This window comes from Agromyces sp. CCNWLW213, assembly GCF_037199545.1.
GTDB lineage: Bacteria > Actinomycetota > Actinomycetes > Actinomycetales > Microbacteriaceae > Agromyces.
In genome coordinates this window covers 751,263-768,661 of record NZ_JBBBDX010000001.1, presented here as the reverse complement: position 1 = coordinate 768,661, position 17,399 = coordinate 751,263, and the positions used below count along the sequence as shown (strand labels likewise).

The 17,399-nt window shown below is 73.3% G+C and carries 18 protein-coding genes and 1 tRNA gene; 12 read left to right on the top strand and 7 right to left on the bottom strand.

The annotated features are described in order from the left end of the window. The first annotated feature begins 4 nt into the window (after positions 1–4). Positions 5–292, top strand: a complete 288-nt coding sequence (locus tag WBQ80_RS03635; RefSeq protein ID WP_336571229.1) for a DUF3039 domain-containing protein — start codon at positions 5–7, stop codon at positions 290–292. A 37-nt stretch (positions 293–329) separates the two neighbouring features. Here WBQ80_RS03635 and WBQ80_RS03630 read toward each other — a convergent pair whose 3' ends face one another. Further along, the gene (locus WBQ80_RS03630) at positions 330–1,652 is read right to left on the bottom strand and encodes a nicotinate phosphoribosyltransferase (RefSeq protein WP_336571228.1); all 1,323 of its coding nucleotides are present in this window, start codon (positions 1,650–1,652) and stop codon (positions 330–332) included. A gap of 108 nt (positions 1,653–1,760) precedes the next feature. On the opposite strand from WBQ80_RS03630, the gene murI reads away from it, so the two are divergent. The 4 genes from murI to WBQ80_RS03610 all read left to right on the top strand — a co-directional run bounded on the left by murI (position 1,761) and on the right by WBQ80_RS03610 (position 5,157). Beyond that, positions 1,761–2,636 carry a glutamate racemase gene (murI, locus tag WBQ80_RS03625; protein ID WP_336571227.1) on the top strand — a complete coding sequence of 292 codons (876 nt, stop codon included), beginning with the start codon at positions 1,761–1,763 and terminating at the stop codon, positions 2,634–2,636. Beyond that, entirely contained in the window at positions 2,633–3,427 is a 795-nt protein-coding gene (gene rph, locus WBQ80_RS03620) for a ribonuclease PH (protein WP_336571226.1), read from the top strand. The genes murI and rph overlap by 4 nt, the downstream gene beginning before the upstream one ends. A 14-nt stretch (positions 3,428–3,441) precedes the next feature. Next, positions 3,442–4,071, top strand: a complete 630-nt coding sequence (gene rdgB / locus WBQ80_RS03615; RefSeq protein WP_336571225.1) for an RdgB/HAM1 family non-canonical purine NTP pyrophosphatase — start codon at positions 3,442–3,444, stop codon at positions 4,069–4,071. Between the two features lie 156 nt (positions 4,072–4,227). Further along, the gene (locus tag WBQ80_RS03610) at positions 4,228–5,157 is read left to right on the top strand and encodes a cation diffusion facilitator family transporter (RefSeq protein WP_336571224.1); all 930 of its coding nucleotides are present in this window, start codon (positions 4,228–4,230) and stop codon (positions 5,155–5,157) included. A 14-nt stretch (positions 5,158–5,171) separates the two neighbouring features. Here WBQ80_RS03610 and WBQ80_RS03605 read toward each other — a convergent pair whose 3' ends face one another. Next, a complete protein-coding gene (locus tag WBQ80_RS03605; RefSeq protein ID WP_442892677.1) occupies positions 5,172–5,984 on the bottom strand; it encodes a DedA family protein in 813 nt (270 codons plus the stop codon). Between the two features lie 243 nt (positions 5,985–6,227). Between WBQ80_RS03605 and WBQ80_RS03600 the strand changes: the two genes are divergently transcribed. Together WBQ80_RS03600 and WBQ80_RS03595 are read left to right on the top strand one after the other, a co-directional pair. Further along, a complete protein-coding gene (locus tag WBQ80_RS03600) occupies positions 6,228–7,058 on the top strand; it encodes a M23 family metallopeptidase (protein WP_336571222.1) in 831 nt (276 codons plus the stop codon). 164 nt (positions 7,059–7,222) lie between these two features. Further along, the gene (locus WBQ80_RS03595; RefSeq protein WP_336571221.1) at positions 7,223–8,017 is read left to right on the top strand and encodes a ZIP family metal transporter; all 795 of its coding nucleotides are present in this window, start codon (positions 7,223–7,225) and stop codon (positions 8,015–8,017) included. A 12-nt stretch (positions 8,018–8,029) separates the two neighbouring features. Here WBQ80_RS03595 and WBQ80_RS03590 read toward each other — a convergent pair whose 3' ends face one another. From WBQ80_RS03590 to WBQ80_RS03580, 3 genes are all read right to left on the bottom strand, one after another. Then, a complete protein-coding gene (locus tag WBQ80_RS03590; protein WP_336571220.1) occupies positions 8,030–8,272 on the bottom strand; it encodes a DUF1653 domain-containing protein in 243 nt (80 codons plus the stop codon). 32 nt (positions 8,273–8,304) lie between these two features. After that, positions 8,305–9,009 (bottom strand): RraA family protein, encoded by a 705-nt coding sequence (locus WBQ80_RS03585; RefSeq protein ID WP_336571219.1) that lies wholly within the window; start codon positions 9,007–9,009, stop codon positions 8,305–8,307. 100 nt (positions 9,010–9,109) lie between these two features. After that, on the bottom strand, positions 9,110–10,768 hold the full coding sequence (locus WBQ80_RS03580) for a thiamine pyrophosphate-binding protein (RefSeq protein WP_336571218.1): 1,659 nt from the start codon (positions 10,766–10,768) through the stop codon (positions 9,110–9,112). Between the two features lie 199 nt (positions 10,769–10,967). On the opposite strand from WBQ80_RS03580, the gene merB reads away from it, so the two are divergent. After that, the gene (gene merB / locus WBQ80_RS03575) at positions 10,968–11,633 is read left to right on the top strand and encodes an organomercurial lyase (RefSeq protein ID WP_336571216.1); all 666 of its coding nucleotides are present in this window, start codon (positions 10,968–10,970) and stop codon (positions 11,631–11,633) included. Positions 11,634–11,683: 50 nt separating this feature from the next. Beyond that, entirely contained in the window at positions 11,684–12,037 is a 354-nt protein-coding gene (locus WBQ80_RS03570; protein ID WP_336571215.1) for a hypothetical protein, read from the top strand. Positions 12,038–12,083: 46 nt separating this feature from the next. Here WBQ80_RS03570 and WBQ80_RS03565 read toward each other — a convergent pair. After that, positions 12,084–12,165: transfer RNA gene (locus WBQ80_RS03565), tRNA-Leu, on the bottom strand. 46 nt (positions 12,166–12,211) lie between these two features. Between WBQ80_RS03565 and WBQ80_RS03560 the strand changes: the two genes are divergently transcribed. The 3 genes from WBQ80_RS03560 (at position 12,212) to WBQ80_RS03550 (ending at position 16,556) form a co-directional block, all read left to right on the top strand. Beyond that, entirely contained in the window at positions 12,212–12,523 is a 312-nt protein-coding gene (locus WBQ80_RS03560; RefSeq protein ID WP_336571214.1) for a hypothetical protein, read from the top strand. 99 nt (positions 12,524–12,622) lie between these two features. Further along, positions 12,623–14,890, top strand: coding sequence for a hybrid sensor histidine kinase/response regulator (locus tag WBQ80_RS03555; RefSeq protein WP_336571213.1), 2,268 nt, complete (start codon positions 12,623–12,625; stop codon positions 14,888–14,890). 4 nt (positions 14,891–14,894) lie between these two features. Continuing rightward, positions 14,895–16,556, top strand: coding sequence for an FAD-dependent oxidoreductase (locus WBQ80_RS03550; RefSeq protein WP_337282460.1), 1,662 nt, complete (start codon positions 14,895–14,897; stop codon positions 16,554–16,556). A gap of 40 nt (positions 16,557–16,596) precedes the next feature. Here the strand turns inward: WBQ80_RS03550 and WBQ80_RS03545 are convergent, their stop codons facing one another. Continuing rightward, entirely contained in the window at positions 16,597–17,265 is a 669-nt protein-coding gene (locus WBQ80_RS03545; RefSeq protein WP_336571211.1) for a hypothetical protein, read from the bottom strand. Positions 17,266–17,399: the final 134 nt, after the last annotated feature.

Genomic DNA, 17,399 nt, shown 5'->3' with positions numbered 1-17,399 from the left:
GCGCATGATCCGTCCCGTGCAGGCGAGCATCGCCGATCCCGACGCGCCCGGCGGGGGCACCACGGTGCTCGACCGCGAACTCGAGAAGCTCCTCGAAGAGGAGGCCGTCGAGCCCGGCGACCACGAGCGGTTCTCGCACTACGTGAAGAAGGACCAGATCCTCGAGTCCGCGCTCACGGGTAAGCCCGTCAAGGCGCTCTGCGGCAAGAAGTGGACTCCGGGGCGGGATCCCGAGAAGTTCCCCGTGTGCCCGACGTGCAAGGAGATCTACGAGCGGTTGAAGCAGGGCTGAGCCCTCGTGCCCCCGCCGCGGCGCACCGTGCGGTGCGTCAGCGGTACGTGGTCGGGATGACCGCCTCGCCGCGGCCGAGCCGGAACGCCTCGACGGGCAGTTCCTGCATGACCTCGTCGCGGTGCGCGCGCGCGGCCTCGACGCCTGCACGGCCGGTGTACGCGGCATCCGCCCGGCCCTCGCGCATGAGCTGCACCATGAGCGGCCGGAGCGAGTCGTCGTCATCGAACTCGGCCTCGCCCTCGGGGCCGTCGCCGATGAAGACGAGCTCCTCGCGCGCCGTCCGGGTCCGGTCGAGACGCCGGGCGGCGTTCTTGCGCCCGCCGATGCTGAGCTTGTTCGTCGATGCCTTCGCGACGTCGACCCACGCGCCGTCGTCCCCGCGTCGTGCGACGAGCTTGAACACCATGCCGGCCGCCGGCACGCCGGAGCCGGTCACGACCGACGTGCCGACGCCGTAGGCGTCGACCGGCGCGCCCGACAGCGCTGCGATCGTGTACTCGTCGAGGTCGCTCGTGACGGTGATGCGCGTTCGGACGGCTCCGAGCGCGTCGAGCTGCTCCCGCACGGCCGCGACGACCGTGGGCAGGTCGCCCGAGTCGATGCGGACCGCGCCGAGCTCGGTGCCGGCCACGCGGATCGCCGTCTCGACGCCGCGCTCGATGTCGTAGGTGTCGACGAGCAACGTGGTGCCGGGGCCCATGGCCTCGACCTGGGCGCGGAAGGCGGCCTCCTCGCTGTCGTGCAGCAGCGTGAACGCGTGCGCCGCGGTGCCCATGGTCGGGATGCCCCAGCTCCGCCCGGCCTCGAGGTTGCTCGTCGCGTCGAACCCGGCGATGTACGCGGCGCGCGCCGCGGCGATGGCGGCGCCCTCGTTCGTCCGTCGCGACCCCATCTCGGCGATCGGCCGGCCGAGGGCGACCGAGACCATGCGCGCGGCGGCACTCGCCACCGAGGAGTCGTAGTTGAGCACCGAGAGGACGACCGTCTCGAGCATGACGGCCTCGGCGAACGACGCCCGGATGGTCAGCAGCGGCGACCCCGGGAAGTACGCCTCGCCCTCGCGGTAGCCCCAGATGTCGCCGCGGAACCGGTAGTCGGCGAGCCAGTCGAGCGTCTCGTCGCGCACCACCCGCTGCTCGCGGAGGAACTCGAGCTCGTCGTCGCCGAACCGGAAGCGCTCGACGAGCTCGAGCAGCCGGCCGGTGCCGGCGACCACGCCGTAGCGGCGGCCCTCCGGCAGGCGGCGCGCGAAGGCCTCGAAGAGGCTCTCGCGGTGGGCGGTGCCGTCGAGCAGCGCGGCATCCACCATCGTGAGCTCGTAGCGGTCGGTGAACAGCGCAGCAGACCCGGTCGTCACGGGGCCAGCCTATCCGTGGGGCGAGCGGATGCCGCGGGGCGCGGTGCCGCGCGTCACGCGGGCCGACCGGGGCCGCCCGCGGCATCCGCTGATCTAGGCTGGGTACCCGTGACGGACGCACCCATCGGGATCTTCGACTCGGGCGTCGGTGGACTCACCGTGGCCCGCGCCGTTCGCGACCAGCTCCCGAACGAGGCGATCCTCTACGTCGGCGACCTCGAGCACTCGCCCTACGGGCCGAAGCCCATCGCCGACGTGCGCCGCTACGCGCTCGCGGTGCTCGACGACCTCGTCGCCCAGGGCGTCAAGATGCTGGTGATCGCGTGCAACACCGCGTCGTCGGCGATGCTGCGCGACGCGCGCGAACGCTACGACGTGCCCGTCGTCGAGGTGATCCAGCCCGCGGTGCGTCGCGCGGTCGCGGCGACCCGCACGGGTCGCGTCGGCGTCATCGGCACGGCCGGCACCATCCAGTCCCGCGCCTACGACGACGCGTTCGCCGCAGCGCCGCACCTCGAGCTGTCGTCCGCGGCGTGCCCGCGGTTCGTCGAGTTCGTCGAGGCGGGCCTCACGACCGGACCCGAGGTGCTCGCGGTCGCCGAGGAGTACCTCGCGCCGCTTCGCGCGGCGGACGTCGACACCCTGGTGCTCGGGTGCACGCACTACCCGTTCCTCAAGGGCGCGATCTCGTACGTCATGGGCGAGGGCGTGTCCCTCGTGTCGAGCGACGTCGAGACCGCCAACGACGTCTACCGCGTGCTCGTCTCGATGGGGCTCGAGCGCCGCGACGCGACCCCGCCGGTGCACCGCTTCGAGGCCACCGGCGGCTCGAGCGCCGCGTTCCTCGACCTCGCGCACCGCCTCATCGGCCCCGACATCTCGAGCGTCGAGCTCGTGCAGACGGGCGCCCTCGCCCTTCCCGGCCTCCGCGCGCGCGGCACGGCCGGCCACGCCGCATCCGCCGCCGACAGGAGACCACAGTGACCGAGCACGCCCACCCCGACCTCGTCCGCGCCGACGGGCGCACCCCCGACGCGCTCCGCGACGTCGTCATCGAGCGCGGCTGGAGCGCGCACGCCGAGGGCAGCGCCCTCATCTCGTTCGGCAAGACCAAGGTGCTCTGCACCGCCAGCTTCACCAACGGCGTGCCGCGGTGGATGACGGGCAAGGGCACCGGCTGGGTCACGGCCGAGTACGCGATGCTGCCCAGGTCGACGAACACGCGCAACGACCGCGAGTCGGTCAAGGGCCGTATCGGCGGGCGCACGCACGAGATCAGCCGGCTCATCGGGCGGAGCCTCCGCGCGGTGGTCGACATGAAGGCGCTCGGCGAGAACACGATCCAGATCGACTGCGACGTGCTGCAGGCCGACGGCGGCACGCGCACCGCGGCGATCACGGGCGCGTACGTCGCCCTCGCCGATGCGATCGAGTGGGCGCGGGGCAAGCGGTTCATCGCGCAGAAGGCGACGCCGCTCATCGACACGGTCGCCGCCGTCTCGGTCGGCATCATCGACGGCACCCCGATGCTCGACCTCGCCTACGTCGAGGACGTGCGCGCCGAGACCGACATGAACGTCGTCGCGACGGGCAGGGGGCTCTTCGTCGAGGTGCAGGGCACGGCCGAGGGCGCGCCCTTCGATCGCCGCGAGCTCGACGCGCTGCTCGACCTCGCCCTCGCGGGCACGACCGACCTCGCGGCCGCCCAGCGGCACGCCCTCGGCCGGCCGCTCGACGGCGACGCCACGGGCGCGGCCGTCGCGACGGGCGCGTGAGCGGGGGCGAACGGATGCCGCAGCCGCTCGAGATCGTCCTCGCGACCCACAACGCCCACAAGGTCGCCGAGTTCCAGCACATCCTCGGCGAGCACGTTCCCGGCGTGACGGTGCTCGCGTACGACGGGCCGGAGCCGGTGGAGGACGGCACGTCGTTCGACGACAACGCCTTCATCAAGGCCCGCGCCGCGGCATCCCGCACCGGGCGGATCGCGCTCGCCGACGACTCGGGCATCGCGGTCGACGTGATGGGCGGCGCACCCGGCATCTTCTCGGCGCGGTGGGCCGGACCCGGTCGCGGCGCCGAGGCGAACCTGGAACTGCTCCTCGCGCAGCTCTCCGACATCCGCGACCCGCACCGCACGGCGCACTTCCATTGCACGATCGCGCTCGTGGTGCCGGATGCCGCGGGCGCGGCGCCGTACGAGTTCGCGGCCGTCGGCGCGTGGCCGGGCCGGATCGCGACCGAGCGCGCGGGCGTGAACGGGTTCGGGTACGACCCGATCTTCCTCCCCGACGGCTTCGAGGTCTCGGCCGCGGAGCTCGCACCCGAGGTCAAGAACGCGCACAGCCACCGGGCGAGGGCGTTCGCCGCGCTGCTGCCCGAGCTGGAGCGCATCGCCGCGGGGCTCGACGCGCGCTGATCGCCACCCCGGACCGGGACCTCCGCGAAGCCGAGGTGCTCACCGCGATCGCGCGGCGCATGAGCAACGCGGCCCGGGTGGCCCGAACGCCGCTGAGAACGCGACTCATTCCCGTCAGCGCCGGGGCCCGCCGTCCGCGCCTACGCTGGAATGACCATGGCGCACCCGCACGACCACTCGGACGCCGCGAACGCCGCGAACCGCACCCGGCTCGGCGCCGCGATCGCGATCATCGGCGTGTTCCTCGTCGTGCAGGTCGCGGGCGGACTGGTCAGCGGGTCGCTCGCCCTGCTCGCCGATGCCGGGCACATGGCCGGCGACCTGCTCGGGCTCGTCGTCGCGCTCGGTGCGGCGATCGTCGCCGCACGCCCGGCGACCGACAGGCAGACGTACGGGTTCCGCCGCTTCGAGGTGTTCGGTGCGCTCGTGAACGGGCTGATCCTCGTCGTCGTCGCGGTCACGGTGTCGGTGGGCGCGATCGGGCGACTCCTCGCCGGGGCCGAGGGCGAGGCGCACGAGGTTGCCGGCGGGCCCATGCTCGCCGTCGCGATCGCCGGCCTCGTCGCGAACGTGGTCGCGCTGCTGGTGCTCCGCGGCGGGGCCCGGGATTCCATCAACCTGCGCGGGGCCTACCTGGAGGTGCTCGGAGACACGCTCGGGTCGGCGCTCGTCATCGCCGCCGCGGCGGTCATCGTGGCGACCGGGTGGGATGCCGCCGACCCGATCGCGTCGCTCGTGATCGCCGCCCTGATCGTGCCGCGAGCGCTCGTGCTGCTCCGCGACGTCACGCGCGTGCTCAGCCAGTCGGCGCCCGCCGACACGGATGTCGCGGAGATCCGGGACCACCTTCTCGGAACGCCGGGCGTGGTCGCCGTCCACGACGTGCACGTCTGGGCGATCACGACGGGCGCGCACGTCTTCAGCGCCCATGTCGAGGTCGAGCCGGCCGTGTTCGCCGAGGGCCGGGTCGGCTCACTGCTCGACGAACTGGGCGGATGCCTCAGCGAGCACTTCGACGTCGCGCACTCCACGTTCCAGCTCGAGCCCCGGGGTCGCGCCGGGCACGAGCACGCGACGCACCCCTGAGCGCGGCGCCGCGGCTACGGTTCGCGGGTGCCGCCCTCGCCACGCCCGTGGTCGCCGTGACCGTGGTCGCCGTCGAGGTGCGGGGGGCGGTCGAAGACGTCGGGATCGAGGACGAGCTCCTCGGCCTCCTCCTCGTCGGTCACCACGTCCTCGCCGGCCTGCTCGGCACGGCGGGCCTTCGCGCGCTCGCTGAAGTAGTGCCACGCGGTGACTAGGGCGGTGCCGCCGACGGCGACGAGCAGGATGACGTCGATGTACTCGCGCACGAGGTAGGCGACGGGCGGGATGAACCCGATGAGGTAGCCGAACATCGTGAGGCCGAATCCCCAGACGACCGCGCCGATGAAGTTGTAGAGCGAGTACCGCCCGCGTTGCATGTGGCCCACGCCCGCGGCCACCGGCGCGAAGGTGCGCACGATGGGCACGAAGCGCGCGAGGATGATGGTGAGCCCGCCGAAGCGCTCGAAGAACGCGTTGGTGCGCTCGACGTTCTTGACGCTGAAGACCCCGCTCTCGCGTCGCTCGAACACCCTCGGCCCGCCGCGATGGCCGATCTCGTAGCCGACCTCGCCGCCGACGAAGGCCGAGAGTCCGATCAGCAGCGCGACGATCCATGCGGGAACGCCGAAGACGCCGTTCGGCAACGCGGGCGTCGAGTGCGACAGCAGGCCCGAGATGATGAGCAGGGTGTCGCCCGGGAGCAGGAACCCGACGAGCAGGCCGGTCTCGGCGAAGACGATGAAGCACACGACGAGCAGGGCCCACGGGCCGGCCGCGCCGATGATCGTCTCGGGATCCAGCCAGGGGATCAGCGCGGTGTGGATCACGGACGGCTCCTGTCGACGGACGCGGCGGAGGGCCGGTCGCTGGGGCGGGGTGTCCGTGAAGTCTACCGAGCGGATGTCGCACCCGGACGTGGGGCTGGCCCTGAATCCGCCGAGCGGATGAGGCCTCCGGCGAGGATCGCGGCGGAAACCCCCTCTCCGAGGGACACGAGAACCTGAGGATCGCTCTAGTCTGGTCCTGCTCCCGACGGGGGGTCGGGAGCGCTCGCGAACGGGGGTATCGCGATGGCCGAGTGGCAGGACTTCTACCGCACGCGGGGCAACGCGTTCGGCATCCTCCCGAACTCGCAGTTCTACGGCCCGCAGGGGCATCGCGGCAAGGACTTCGTGCACGGCGCGGGCACGGCGATCCCCGCGTACGCGTCGGGGCGCGTCGTCGCGATCACCGGCTCCAACGTGCTCGGTCGCTGCGTGGTCGTGCGGCTCGACGGAGACGTCGGGTTCGCGGGATGGGCCCACGTGAAGAACGTCAGGGTCGACGTCGGCGACCAGGTGGAGCCGGGCGACACGCTCGCGCACGTGGCCGGCGCGAACGACTCGCCGGGAACCGCATGGAACGGCGCGCACGCGCACACGACCCTGGGTCCGAACCAGGACTCGATCTTCTCGGGACGCGTGAAGGACCCGATGAAGCTGATCGGCCCGGCGATCGCCGGTGCCACGGCGGCGATGATCGCCGGTGGAGTGGAGGACGACATGTTCGGCGACGCGGACCGCAACCGCATGAACAACATCTGGGCGGGCCTGTTCAGGGGCGCCTCGGTCGAGGTCGACCCGGGAGTGGTGAAGAAGTTCAACTACGGCATCCTGCCCATCGTGGCCCACAACCAGGACCTCATCGCCGCGCAGTCGGCGCGCATCGCCGCGCTCGAGGAGGCCGTGGCGCAGCTCGCGAGCGGCACCGGCGTCTCGCTCGACCAGTCGCGGATCGACGACGTCGTGGACGCGACCAACAACGCGCGCCGCAACGACAACCGGCTGCCCGTGTCGGACGAGCTCGACAACATCGACGGCGTCGACGTGATCCGGCCGGGCGAGGAGCTCCCCGACCAGTGACGCCGCGCGGTCAGCGACCGCGGGACTCGACCTCGGAGCGCCCCGGGGTGCCGTAGCGGTTCGCCCGCTCCACGGCCCCGGTGTCGTCGCGGCGTTCGGAGCGGACTTCGGTGCGGCAGTCAACCGCCTTCCGGCAGGCGCCGGAGCGGCTCGATACTGAGCCCATGGGCACGGCGCTCCTGTTCGGTGCGGTCGCGTCCAGCGCACTGCTGCTGGGCGCGGTGCTCGGGGTGCGCTTCCGCTTCCCGAAGCGCCTGCTCGCGATCCTCCTCTCGTTCGCGGCGGGTGCGCTCATCACCGCGCTGGCGTTCGAGCTGTTCGAGGACGCCTACGAGCAGGGCGGCATCGTGCGCGCAGCAGTCGGGCTCTTCGCCGGCGCGGTCGTCTTCGCGGGCCTGAGCGCCCTGCTCGACCGATGGGCGCAGCCGACCCGACGCCCGAAACCGGCCGACGAGGTGGAGGGCAGCGTCAAGCTCGATACGGATGCCGCGGCATCCGACCGGCCCGCGACCTCGGCGTCGACGCGCGGGACCGCCGGGATCGCGCTGCTCGCCGCGGTCACGCTCGACGGCGTGCCGGAGAACCTCGCGCTCGGGGTCTCGCTCGGAGCAGCGGGTTCGGGAGGGCTCGCGCTGCTCGCGGCGATCTTCGTGTCGAACCTCCCGGAGGCGCTCGTCGGCGCGTCGTCGATGCGGGCGCAGGGCCGGTCGAGCGGGTCGATCATCGCCCTCTGGACGGGGTGCGCGGCGCTCCTCGTCGTCGCCGTGCTCGTCGGGGCCGGACCGCTCGCGAACAGCGACCCCGAGACGATCTCGCTGCCGCTCGCGTTCGCCGCGGGCGCGGTCATCGCCTCGCTCGCCGACACGCTCATGCCCGAGGCGTACGAGCACGGCGGCCCTGCGGTCGCGCTGAGCACCGCCGCGGGGTTCGTGCTGTCGTTCGTGCTCTCGCTCGCCTGACGCCGGTCCCGCTCAGCCGTCGGGTTCGACCAGGCGACGGAACCTCGGCACCGACCGGCCCTCGTGCACGACCGTCTCGGCGAACATCGCGGCGGGTCGCACCCAGGCGGCGTGGTCGCCGTAGAGCTGGCGGTACACCACGAGCCACTCCCCGGTCTCGCTGTGGCGGGCAGTGGTCAGCACCTCGTAGCGCGCACCCTTGTAGTGCTCATACGGGCCGGGCTCGACGGCGGGCGGCGGTTCGGCTGCGGTCACCCGGTCCATGGTACGGATGCCACTGGCGCTCCTCACTCCTCGATCGCCCCGCCGATGGCGCGCAGGTGCTGCCGGAAGGTCGTGCCGTCGCGGTCGCGCGCGGCGAGGTACTCGGCGAACCGGAGCTGTTCGCGCAGCGTCGTCCCCTGTCGCACCAGGGCGGCCTGCTCGCCCTCGGTGTCGCGGATCCGCCGGGCGGCCACGGCGATCTCGTCGGCGGCGTCGAGCGGCAGGAAGAGCACGCCGTCGTCGTCGCCGAACACGACGTCGTCCCGCGTGACGACGTGATCGCCGAACCGGGCGGCGGTGAGCGCGTCGGGCTCCTGCGCGTCGAGGCGCTGCGGACCGCCCGCGAGCGCGCCGCGGCTGAAGACGGGGAGGCGGATCCCGTGCAGCTCGACGGTGTCGCGATGGAGTCCCCAGACGGCGATCCCCGCGAGCCCCGCCCGCGCGACCTCGAGGGCGACGAGGTCGCCGACGCAGGCCTCGTCGTCGCGGCCGCCGTTGTCGACGACGAGCACGTCACCGGGGACGGCCGTCTCGAGCGCCTCGAGGAAGACGTCGACGCTGCCCGAGTGGCGGGCCGGTGCCGCGCGCCCGACCACGCGGAAGCCCGGGCGGAGCGGCCGGACGTCGGCCGGCGCCTGGCGGAGCGCGAGTCCGAGCCGGAGGACGGCATCGGCGACGTGCGGCGTCGTCAGCGCCTCGAAGGTGCGGCTCAGGTCCGTCGCGTCCATCGTGCCTCCTCGGTCGGTGCGGTCGGGCGGTCGCGGGCGCGCGCCCGTCGACCTGCCCATCCTCCCGCTCGACGCCCCCGTCGGGAACCTCGCGCGCCGATCAGCGGTTCGCGTGCAGGATCTCGCGCTGGTACGGCGCGACGACGCGGTCCGAGACGCGGCAGTCGAGCAGCAGGAAGCGCCGTTCGGCCGCGGGCTCGGCCGCCCACTGCGCGAGCCGGTCGAGGTCGGCGAGCTCGCGCACGACGACGGACTCGGCGCCGACTGCGGTGGCGAGGCCCGCGAAGTCGACCTGCGGGATCCGCATCGGCTCGGGGGCGAGTCCCTTCGCTCCGTAGACGTGCACCTCGGCGCCGTACACCGCGTCGTTCCAGACCACGGCGATGCCGCGTCCGCCGGCCGTGCGCACCGCCGACTCCAGGTCGGCCAGCGCCATCAGTCCGCCGCCATCGCCCGTCGTCAGCACGATCGTCGCGTCCGGGCGCGCCGCCGCGGCGCCGGGCACGCTCGGGAACCCGAGCCCGATGGATTGGAAGGCGGTGCCGACCATGATCATCCGGTCGGGCGAGGCGACCGGCCAGTACATGTTCGCCCAGCCGATGAAGTGCCCGCCGTCGGAGACCACGACCCGGTCCTCGGGCAGGAGCTCGGCGAGCCGGGCCGCGACCGAGCGAGGGTCGAGCCGGCCGTCGCCGGCGTACCCCGTGCCCGGGTCGCGGCGCAGGGATGCCGCGACGTCGATGCGTTCGCGCCATCCGCGGGCCGGTCGCGACGTACCCGAGGCGGCGAGCTCGGCGACGAGGCGCTGCGCCACGACGGCGGCGTCGCCGCGCACGTACGACCCGACGTGGGCGTGCGTCGCGGTGGGTGCGATGTCGACCTGGGCGACGTGGGCGCCGGGTGCGAAGAGCGCGCCGAACCGCATCGTGAACTGGTTGAGCGACGCGCCGAACACCATGGCGACGTCGGCCCGCCGCACGAGCTCCATCGCGCCCTCGGCGCCGAAGCCCCCGGCGACCCCGAGGTCGTACCGGGGGTCGGGGAACACGCCGCGGCCCAGCGCCGTGGTCGCGGTCAGGGCGCCGGTCGCCTCGGCGAGCTCGCCGAGCGCCCGCCCGGCACCGGCCAGCCAGGCGCCGCGGCCGGCGAGCAGCAGCGGGCGCTCGGCGCGGGCGAGCCGCGCGGCCAGGTCCCGGATGGCGCGCGTCCCGAAGTCGGCACTCGGCGCGAGCGGCGCGGGCAGGCGGAGCGGCACCGTCGGCGGCACCTCCCCGGCCTCGAACGACGCGACGTCGTACGGGATCGCGAGCACGGTCGGCACCCGGTACGCGAGCGCGTGCTCGATGGCGATGACCGTCGTGGCCGCGGCATCCGTTCGGCCGACCGTGTACGTGCGCGCGCCGACCGCCGACGCGAGCGCGACCTGGTCGACGCCCCAGGGGCGCGGGCCGGAGGTCGGCTCGTCGCCGACGACGAGGACGAGCGGCACTCCGGCCTGGACCGCCTCGGCGAGTCCCGTGAGCGTGTTCGTGAACCCGGCGCCGTAGGTCGCGGTCGCGGCGGCGAGCCGGCCCGAGGCGCGGAAGTGGGCGTCGGCGGCGACGACGCCGCCGACCTCGTGGCGGACGGCGACGAACGCGGCATCCGTCTCGCGCTCGAGCGCGTCGAGGAAGTAGGCGTTGCCGTTGCCCATCACGCCGAAGACGTGGTCGACGTGGGCGGCGAGCGTGCGGGCGACGTGCGCGGAGACGGTGGGCATGGCGGTGCCTTTCGAGGCATGACGGACGGATGCGGTTCCGTATGTGCCTCGCGCGGGGCCCGGCGGCCGCGTCGCTTCGTGCCCCTTTTCCGAGCACCGGCGCATGGAGCGCCTCGACGGGGGCGATTCTACCGGGCCCCGCGCGGCCGGTGACGCGCCGCACTGGCGGGCGCAGGGGGCGCGGGAGCAGACTCGAGGCATGGACGATCGCGATGAGGCGGTCCGCCTCGCTGTCTACCGGGGGCTCGCCGCGAGCGGGCGGATGCCGGCCGTCGACGCCCTCGCGTCGCGCACCTCGCTCAGCGAGGCGGAGGTCGCCGATGCGCTCGACCGCCTCGCGGCAGCGCGCCACGTGGTGTTCGACGACGAGCACCGGATCGTGCTCGCGCACCCCTTCGCCACCCGGAGCTTCGGGTTCTCGGTCATGGGCGGACGCACGATCTGGTGGGGCGGCTGCGCGTGGGACGCGTTCGCCATCCCGCACCTCGTGCCCGAGGAGCCCCACGCGCTCGTCGCGACGACCTGCCCCGCCTGCGGGCGCCCGCACGCCTGGACGATCAGCCGCACCGAGGAGCCCGCTGCGCCGCAGGTCGCGCACTTCCTGGTGCCCGTCGCGCACGTCTGGGACGACGTCGTGCGCACGTGCTCGCACCAGCGCATCTTCTGCTCGGAGGACTGCGTCGACGCGTGGCTCTCGCGCACCGGCAACGAGCGCGGGTACGTCATGGACCTGCCCACGCTGTGGCGGCTCGCCGCCCACTGGTACGAGGGGCGCCTCGATTCGCCGTACCGTCGTCGCGAGCCCGCCGAGGCGAAGGAGTACTTCGCGAGCGTGGGGCTGACCGGGCCGTTCTGGGGGAACTGAGGGGCCGGCCGGTCCGCCGGCGCGTGGTGCGCGCTCGCTACGCTCGTCGGATGGAGCCGAACTGGATCGAGCACCGGCGAGCGACGGACGGCGAGCGGGTGGGATGGATCGAGCCCGTCGACCACGGGTTCGTCGCCATCGACCTGCTGGGCCGTCGGCGGACCGGGGTCGTGGACTGGGGCGTCGCCGAGGAGGCGCTCGACGAGCTCGGGCTCGGCTACCTCGCCGAGCCGTACGAGCTGCGACTCGACGACGGCGCCTGGCTCCGGGTGCGGATCGCCGAGGTCTCACCCCGCGGCATCCGCGTCAAGCAGGAGGACTGGGGCGACATGCGCGCACCGCAGGTGTTCCACCCCGTCGAGTTCCCGGTGGCGGAGGACCGACTGCGGCCGCTGGTGCGCTGACGGCCCGCCCCGAGGCGTCGCCGCGCGCTCGTCGACCTGGTACCGGTGCGGAAGGTGGGACTTGAACCCACACGCCCGAAGGCACAGGAACCTAAATCCTGCGTGTCTGCCGATTTCACCACTCCCGCGAGTGCCCGTTCAGTCTAGGCGTCGCGATGCGGTTGACTTGGGCGCATGGTGCAACGACCGGATGGCGGCGGCGAAGCCGGCGGACCCGCCCGCGGCGGCGCCCTGCGGTGGTTCGGCACGGTGTCGCCCGCGGCCGTGATCGGGCTGTTGCTCGCCCTCCTGTCGCTCGCGCTTCCCGCGCTCTGGGCACTCGGCGTGTCCGGCATCGCGGTCGCGCTCGGCGTGCAGGGGCGACGTCGATTCCGGGCCGACCCGGCGGCCGGTCCCGGTTGGATCTCGCTCACGGCGATGATCCTGGGCGGATTCGTCTTCCTGACCCAGGGCGCGCTGATCCTCGCCGCGACGCTCGGCAGCTGACCCCTGTTCGGGGCCTCCCTCGCTGCTGGCCCCTCCGGAGCCGCGTCGCTACTCTGGCCCTGAGCCGTCCGGCGCGACGCAGCGGGGGAGGTGGGGCTCGTGGGCGACCGCGGAGTGATCCTCGTCGTGTCCGACGACGCCCGCGCGGTGGGCGACCTTCGCGACATCCTCGACGTCGACGAGTACGAGGTGATGCACGCCGAGGGCGATCTCGAGCACTCCACCGCGGCGCTCACCGCCACGCCCGACCTCATCGTGGTCGACGTCGATCTCCGGCACGCCGACCCCTTCGACCTCGCCGCCGACCTGCACCACGCCGGGCGGGCCCGCGACCTGCCGCTCGTGTTCCTCGTGGCGGAGGCCGACGTCGAGCGCCGGGTGCGCGGGCTGCAGGTGGGCGACGACCTCATCTCCACGCCGCTGGACCCGCACGAGGCCCTCGCGCGCGTGCAGCGCCAGGTGACCATCTCGCGATCGCGCGCGGCGCTCCGGGAGTCTGAGGCGAAGTTCCGCTCCGTCATGGAGTCCGCGATCGACGCCATCATCTCGACCGACGCCGACGGCGTGATCCGCAGCTGGAACAGCGCCGCCGCCGACCTGTTCGGCCATCCCGAGGCGGAGGCCGTCGGCCGGACGCTCGACCTCATCATCCCGGAGCGGTTCCGCGAACGGCATCGCGACGCGATCGAACGGGTCAGCCGCGGCGGGCCGACGAACCTGATCGGGAGGACGGTCGAGTTCGCGGGACTCCGCAGCGACGGCACCGAGTTCCCCATCGAACTCGCGCTCAGCACCTGGTTCCTCGACGCCGACCGGTACTACACCGGCATCATCCGGGACATCAGCGACCGGGTGCGGGCGGAGGAGCGGTTCCGGTCGGTGACCGATTCCGCCGTCGACGCGATCATCTCGGCCGACCACGCCGGCAGGATCGTCTCGTGGAACCCGGCGGCCGCCCGGATCCTGGGCCACAGCGAGGCCGACGCGGTGGGGCGGTCGCTCGAGCTCGTGATCCCCGAGCGGTACCGCGACCAGCACCGGGCCGGCATGGCGCGGTACGCCGCCACCGGCGAGGCCCACGTCATCGGCACCACCGTCGAGCTGTCGGCCCTCACGGCGTCGGGCACCGAGATCCCCGTGGAGCTCTCGCTGTCGACGTGGACGGTGGGCGGCGACCGCTACTACACCGGCATCATCCGCGACCTCGCCGAGCGCCGGGCCGCCGAGGATGCGCTCCGGCGCAGCGAGGAGGAGTTCCGCGAGCGGGAGGCCGTGTTCCGGGCGCGGAACGCCGCCCTCGAGGACACGATCCAGCGCATCAACACGATGCAGGACCAACTGCTCCTGCAGGAGAAGATGGCCTCGCTCGGACGCCTGAGCGCCGGGATGGCGCACGAGATGAACAACCCGGCCTCCGCGGCCCAGCGCGGGGCGTCGCAGGCGATCGACGTGTTCGCGCGGCTGCAGGAGGCCCAGATCGAGCTCGGCCGGCTCGGCCTCTACGGCACGCGGCTCGAGAAGCTCCGGGAGCTCGACGCGCTCGCCGCCGCGCGGGCGCGCGAACCCGTCGAGCTCGGCGCAGTGGAGCGCAGCGATCGCGAGGCCGACGTCGAGGAGTGGCTGGACGCGCGCAGCGTGCCATCCGGCGGCGACCTCGCGGCGTCGATCGTGAGCCTCGGCATCGTGCGCGACGACCTCGAGGCGCTCGGCGAGGTGTTCGGCGCCGAGGGGCTGCCGGTGGTGGTCGAGTGGCTGGGGCTCAAGTCCTCGATCTACGCCCTCCTGTCGGAGATCGTGGTCGGCACCGACCGCATCGTCGAGCTCGTGAGGGCGCTGAAGATGTACACCTACATGGACCAGGCACCCGTGCAGGACGTCGACGTGCGGGCGGGACTCGACGACACCCTCGTCATCCTCCACAACAAGCTCAAGCAGGGCGTGCGCGTGGTGCGCGAGTTCGAGCCCGACCTCCCGCTGATCCAGGCGTACGCGAGCGAGCTCAACCAGGTGTGGACGAACCTCATCGACAACGCGATCGACGCGATGCACGGCGAGGGCACGCTCACGCTGCGCGCCCGGCGTGCGGGGGACCAGGTCGAGGTGCAGGTCGAGGACGACGGTCCGGGCGTGCCCGACGACATCCGCTCGAAGCTCTTCGACCTGTTCTTCACCACCAAGGCGCCGGGACAGGGCACGGGCCTCGGCCTCGCGATCTCGCGGAACATCATCGTGAAGAAGCACCGCGGCGAGTTCGAGCTCGACTCGCGCGACGGCTGCACGCGGTTCACCGTGCGCCTGCCGATCGACGTCGCACCGGACCACGACACCGGCACGCCGCCCGAGGCGCGGCAGCCCGGGGAGGGGTGATCGGATGGCCAAGCCCGTCATCATGACCGTGGACGACGAGCCGCAGGTGCTCAACGCGGTCGCTCGCGACCTGCAGTCGCGCTACCGCGAGGACTACCGCGTCGTGAAGGCGGGGTCGGGCCACGAGGCACTCGAGGCCATCGCCGAGTTCGAGCGGCGCGGCACGCCCATCGCGCTCTTCGTCGTCGACCAGCGGATGCCCGGCATGTCGGGCACCGAGTTCCTGACCGAGGCGATCACGCACTACCCCGACGCCAAGCGCGTGCTCCTCACGGCGTACGCCGACACCGATGCCGCGATCACGAGCATCAACAAGATCGACCTCGACTACTACCTCCTGAAGCCGTGGGACCCGCCCGAGGAGCGGTTCTTCCCCGTGCTGAACGACCTGCTCGAGGACTGGCAGGCGAACACGCCGCCGGTGTACGAGGGCATCCGCGTCGCCGGCGCGCTGTGGTCGCCGACGACCCACGCCGTGAAGGACTTCCTGGCCCGCAGCCAGATCCCGTACCAGTGGCTCGACATCGAGCGGAACGAGGGCGCCCGGGTGCTCGTCGAGGCGACCCAGCCGGGCAGCACGCGGCTGCCGGTGGTGTTCCTCCCGGACGGCACGGTGCTCTCGTGCCCCGACCTGCACGAGCTGGCCGAGCGCATCGGCCTGCGCGCGCCGCCGCAGGCGCCCTTCTACGACCTCATCGTCATCGGCGCCGGTCCTGCGGGACTCGCGGCGGCGGTGTACGGCGCGTCGGAGGGCCTGCGCACCGCGGTGATCGAACGCGAGGTGCCGGGCGGCCAGGCGGGCACGAGCTCGCGGATCGAGAACTACCTCGGCTTCCCGCACGGCATCAGCGGCGCCGACCTCGCCCGGCGCGCGGTCACGCAGGCGAAGCGCCTCGGCGCCGAGATCCTGAACCCGCAGGCGGTCACCGGGATCCGCGTCGAGGACTCGTACAAGATCATCACGCTCGACGACGGCGGCGAGCTGCGCTCGCGCGCGGTCGTGCTCTCGACGGGCGTCGAGGCGCGCACGCTCGGGATCCCCGGCGAGGAGCGGCTGAGCGGGGCATCCGTCTACTACGGCGCGGCGGCGAGCGAGGCCGTGAGCTACAGCGGATGCGACGTGGTCGTCGTGGGCGGCGCGAACTCGGCCGGTCAGGGCGCCATGTTCCTGTCGCGGTACGCGGAGCACGTGACGATCCTCGTGCGCGGCGACTCGCTCGCGAAGAGCATGTCGCAGTACCTCATCGACCAGATCGAGGCGACGAGGAACATCACGGTGCGCCCGCACGCCCAGGTGACCGAGCTCGAGGGCGAGGACCGGCTGACCTCGATGACCGTCCGCGACACCGTCTCCGGCGCCGAGGAGACCTTTCCCGCCGACGCGATGTTCATCTTCATCGGCGCGGTGCCGGGCTCGGACCTCGTGCGCGGACTGCTCGAGCTCGACGACCACGGCTTCGTGCTCACCGGACCGGACCTGATCCGCGACGGGCGGCGTCCGCGCGGCTGGCCGCTGCAGCGCGACCCGTACCTCCTCGAGACGAGCATCCCCGGGGTGTTCGCGGCGGGCGACGTGCGCCACGACGTCATGCGGCGCGTGGCATCCGCGGTCGGCCAGGGTGCGCTCGCGGTGAGCCTCGTGCACCAGTACCTCGAGACCGTCTGACGGATGCCGCGCCGTTGCGGCCCCATGGCGGCGCGACGGGTCAGACCGCCGGCGGCTGCGCGGTGCCGAGCCGCGCGAGCAGGCGCATCCGCCGCCCGATCGCCTCGGCGTCGCCGGGCAGGTCCCAGAGGTGCACGGGGTCGGGCGGCGCGTAGCGGACCGCGCGCGCCGAGGTCATGACCTCGATCTCGTCGCGCTCGACGCCGAACAGGTCGGCGCCCGTGAGCGCCGTGACCCGGATGATCGTGCCGAGCGACTCGCCCGTCTCGGTCGCGAGGACGCGGCCGGCGTGGCGGGATCCGAGCCCCCGCGCGGTGAGGCGCTTCAGCGGTCGGGCCTCGGCGCCCGTGATGTTCGGCCAGCACACCCGGCAGCCGTGTGTGCCCGCCATTCCGAGGGCGCGCTCGCGCGTGAGCAGTTCGGGGAGCGCCAGCCGGTACGCGGGGTCCCGTGCGAGCCTGCGGCGGTGCTCGTCGGTCCAGCGTGCGGCCCGGTCGAGGTGCGGTTCGAGGGCCGGGCACTCCAGGCGGTGGAGCGTCTCGTCGCGGCGCCCGGCCCGGGTGAGGGCGAACTCGGCACCGTCGCCGAACGCCTGCCGCAGCGCGCGGAGTTCCTCGGCGATGACGGCGTCGGCGAGGTTCCCGGGGTCGCCCGGGGGCGCCGCCGCCCGACCGATCGTCCCGGGTTCCGCTGTTCCGGATGCCGCCATCCGTCCTCCGTTCCGTCGGCCCCCCGAGCGCACGTGCTCGAGCCCGAATGTACCGGGCCGGCGGGCCGGTTCCGCGCAACGCCGCGACCGACTCCGGCATGTCGCGCCATGCGGGCGGGCCCGTCGCCGCGCGA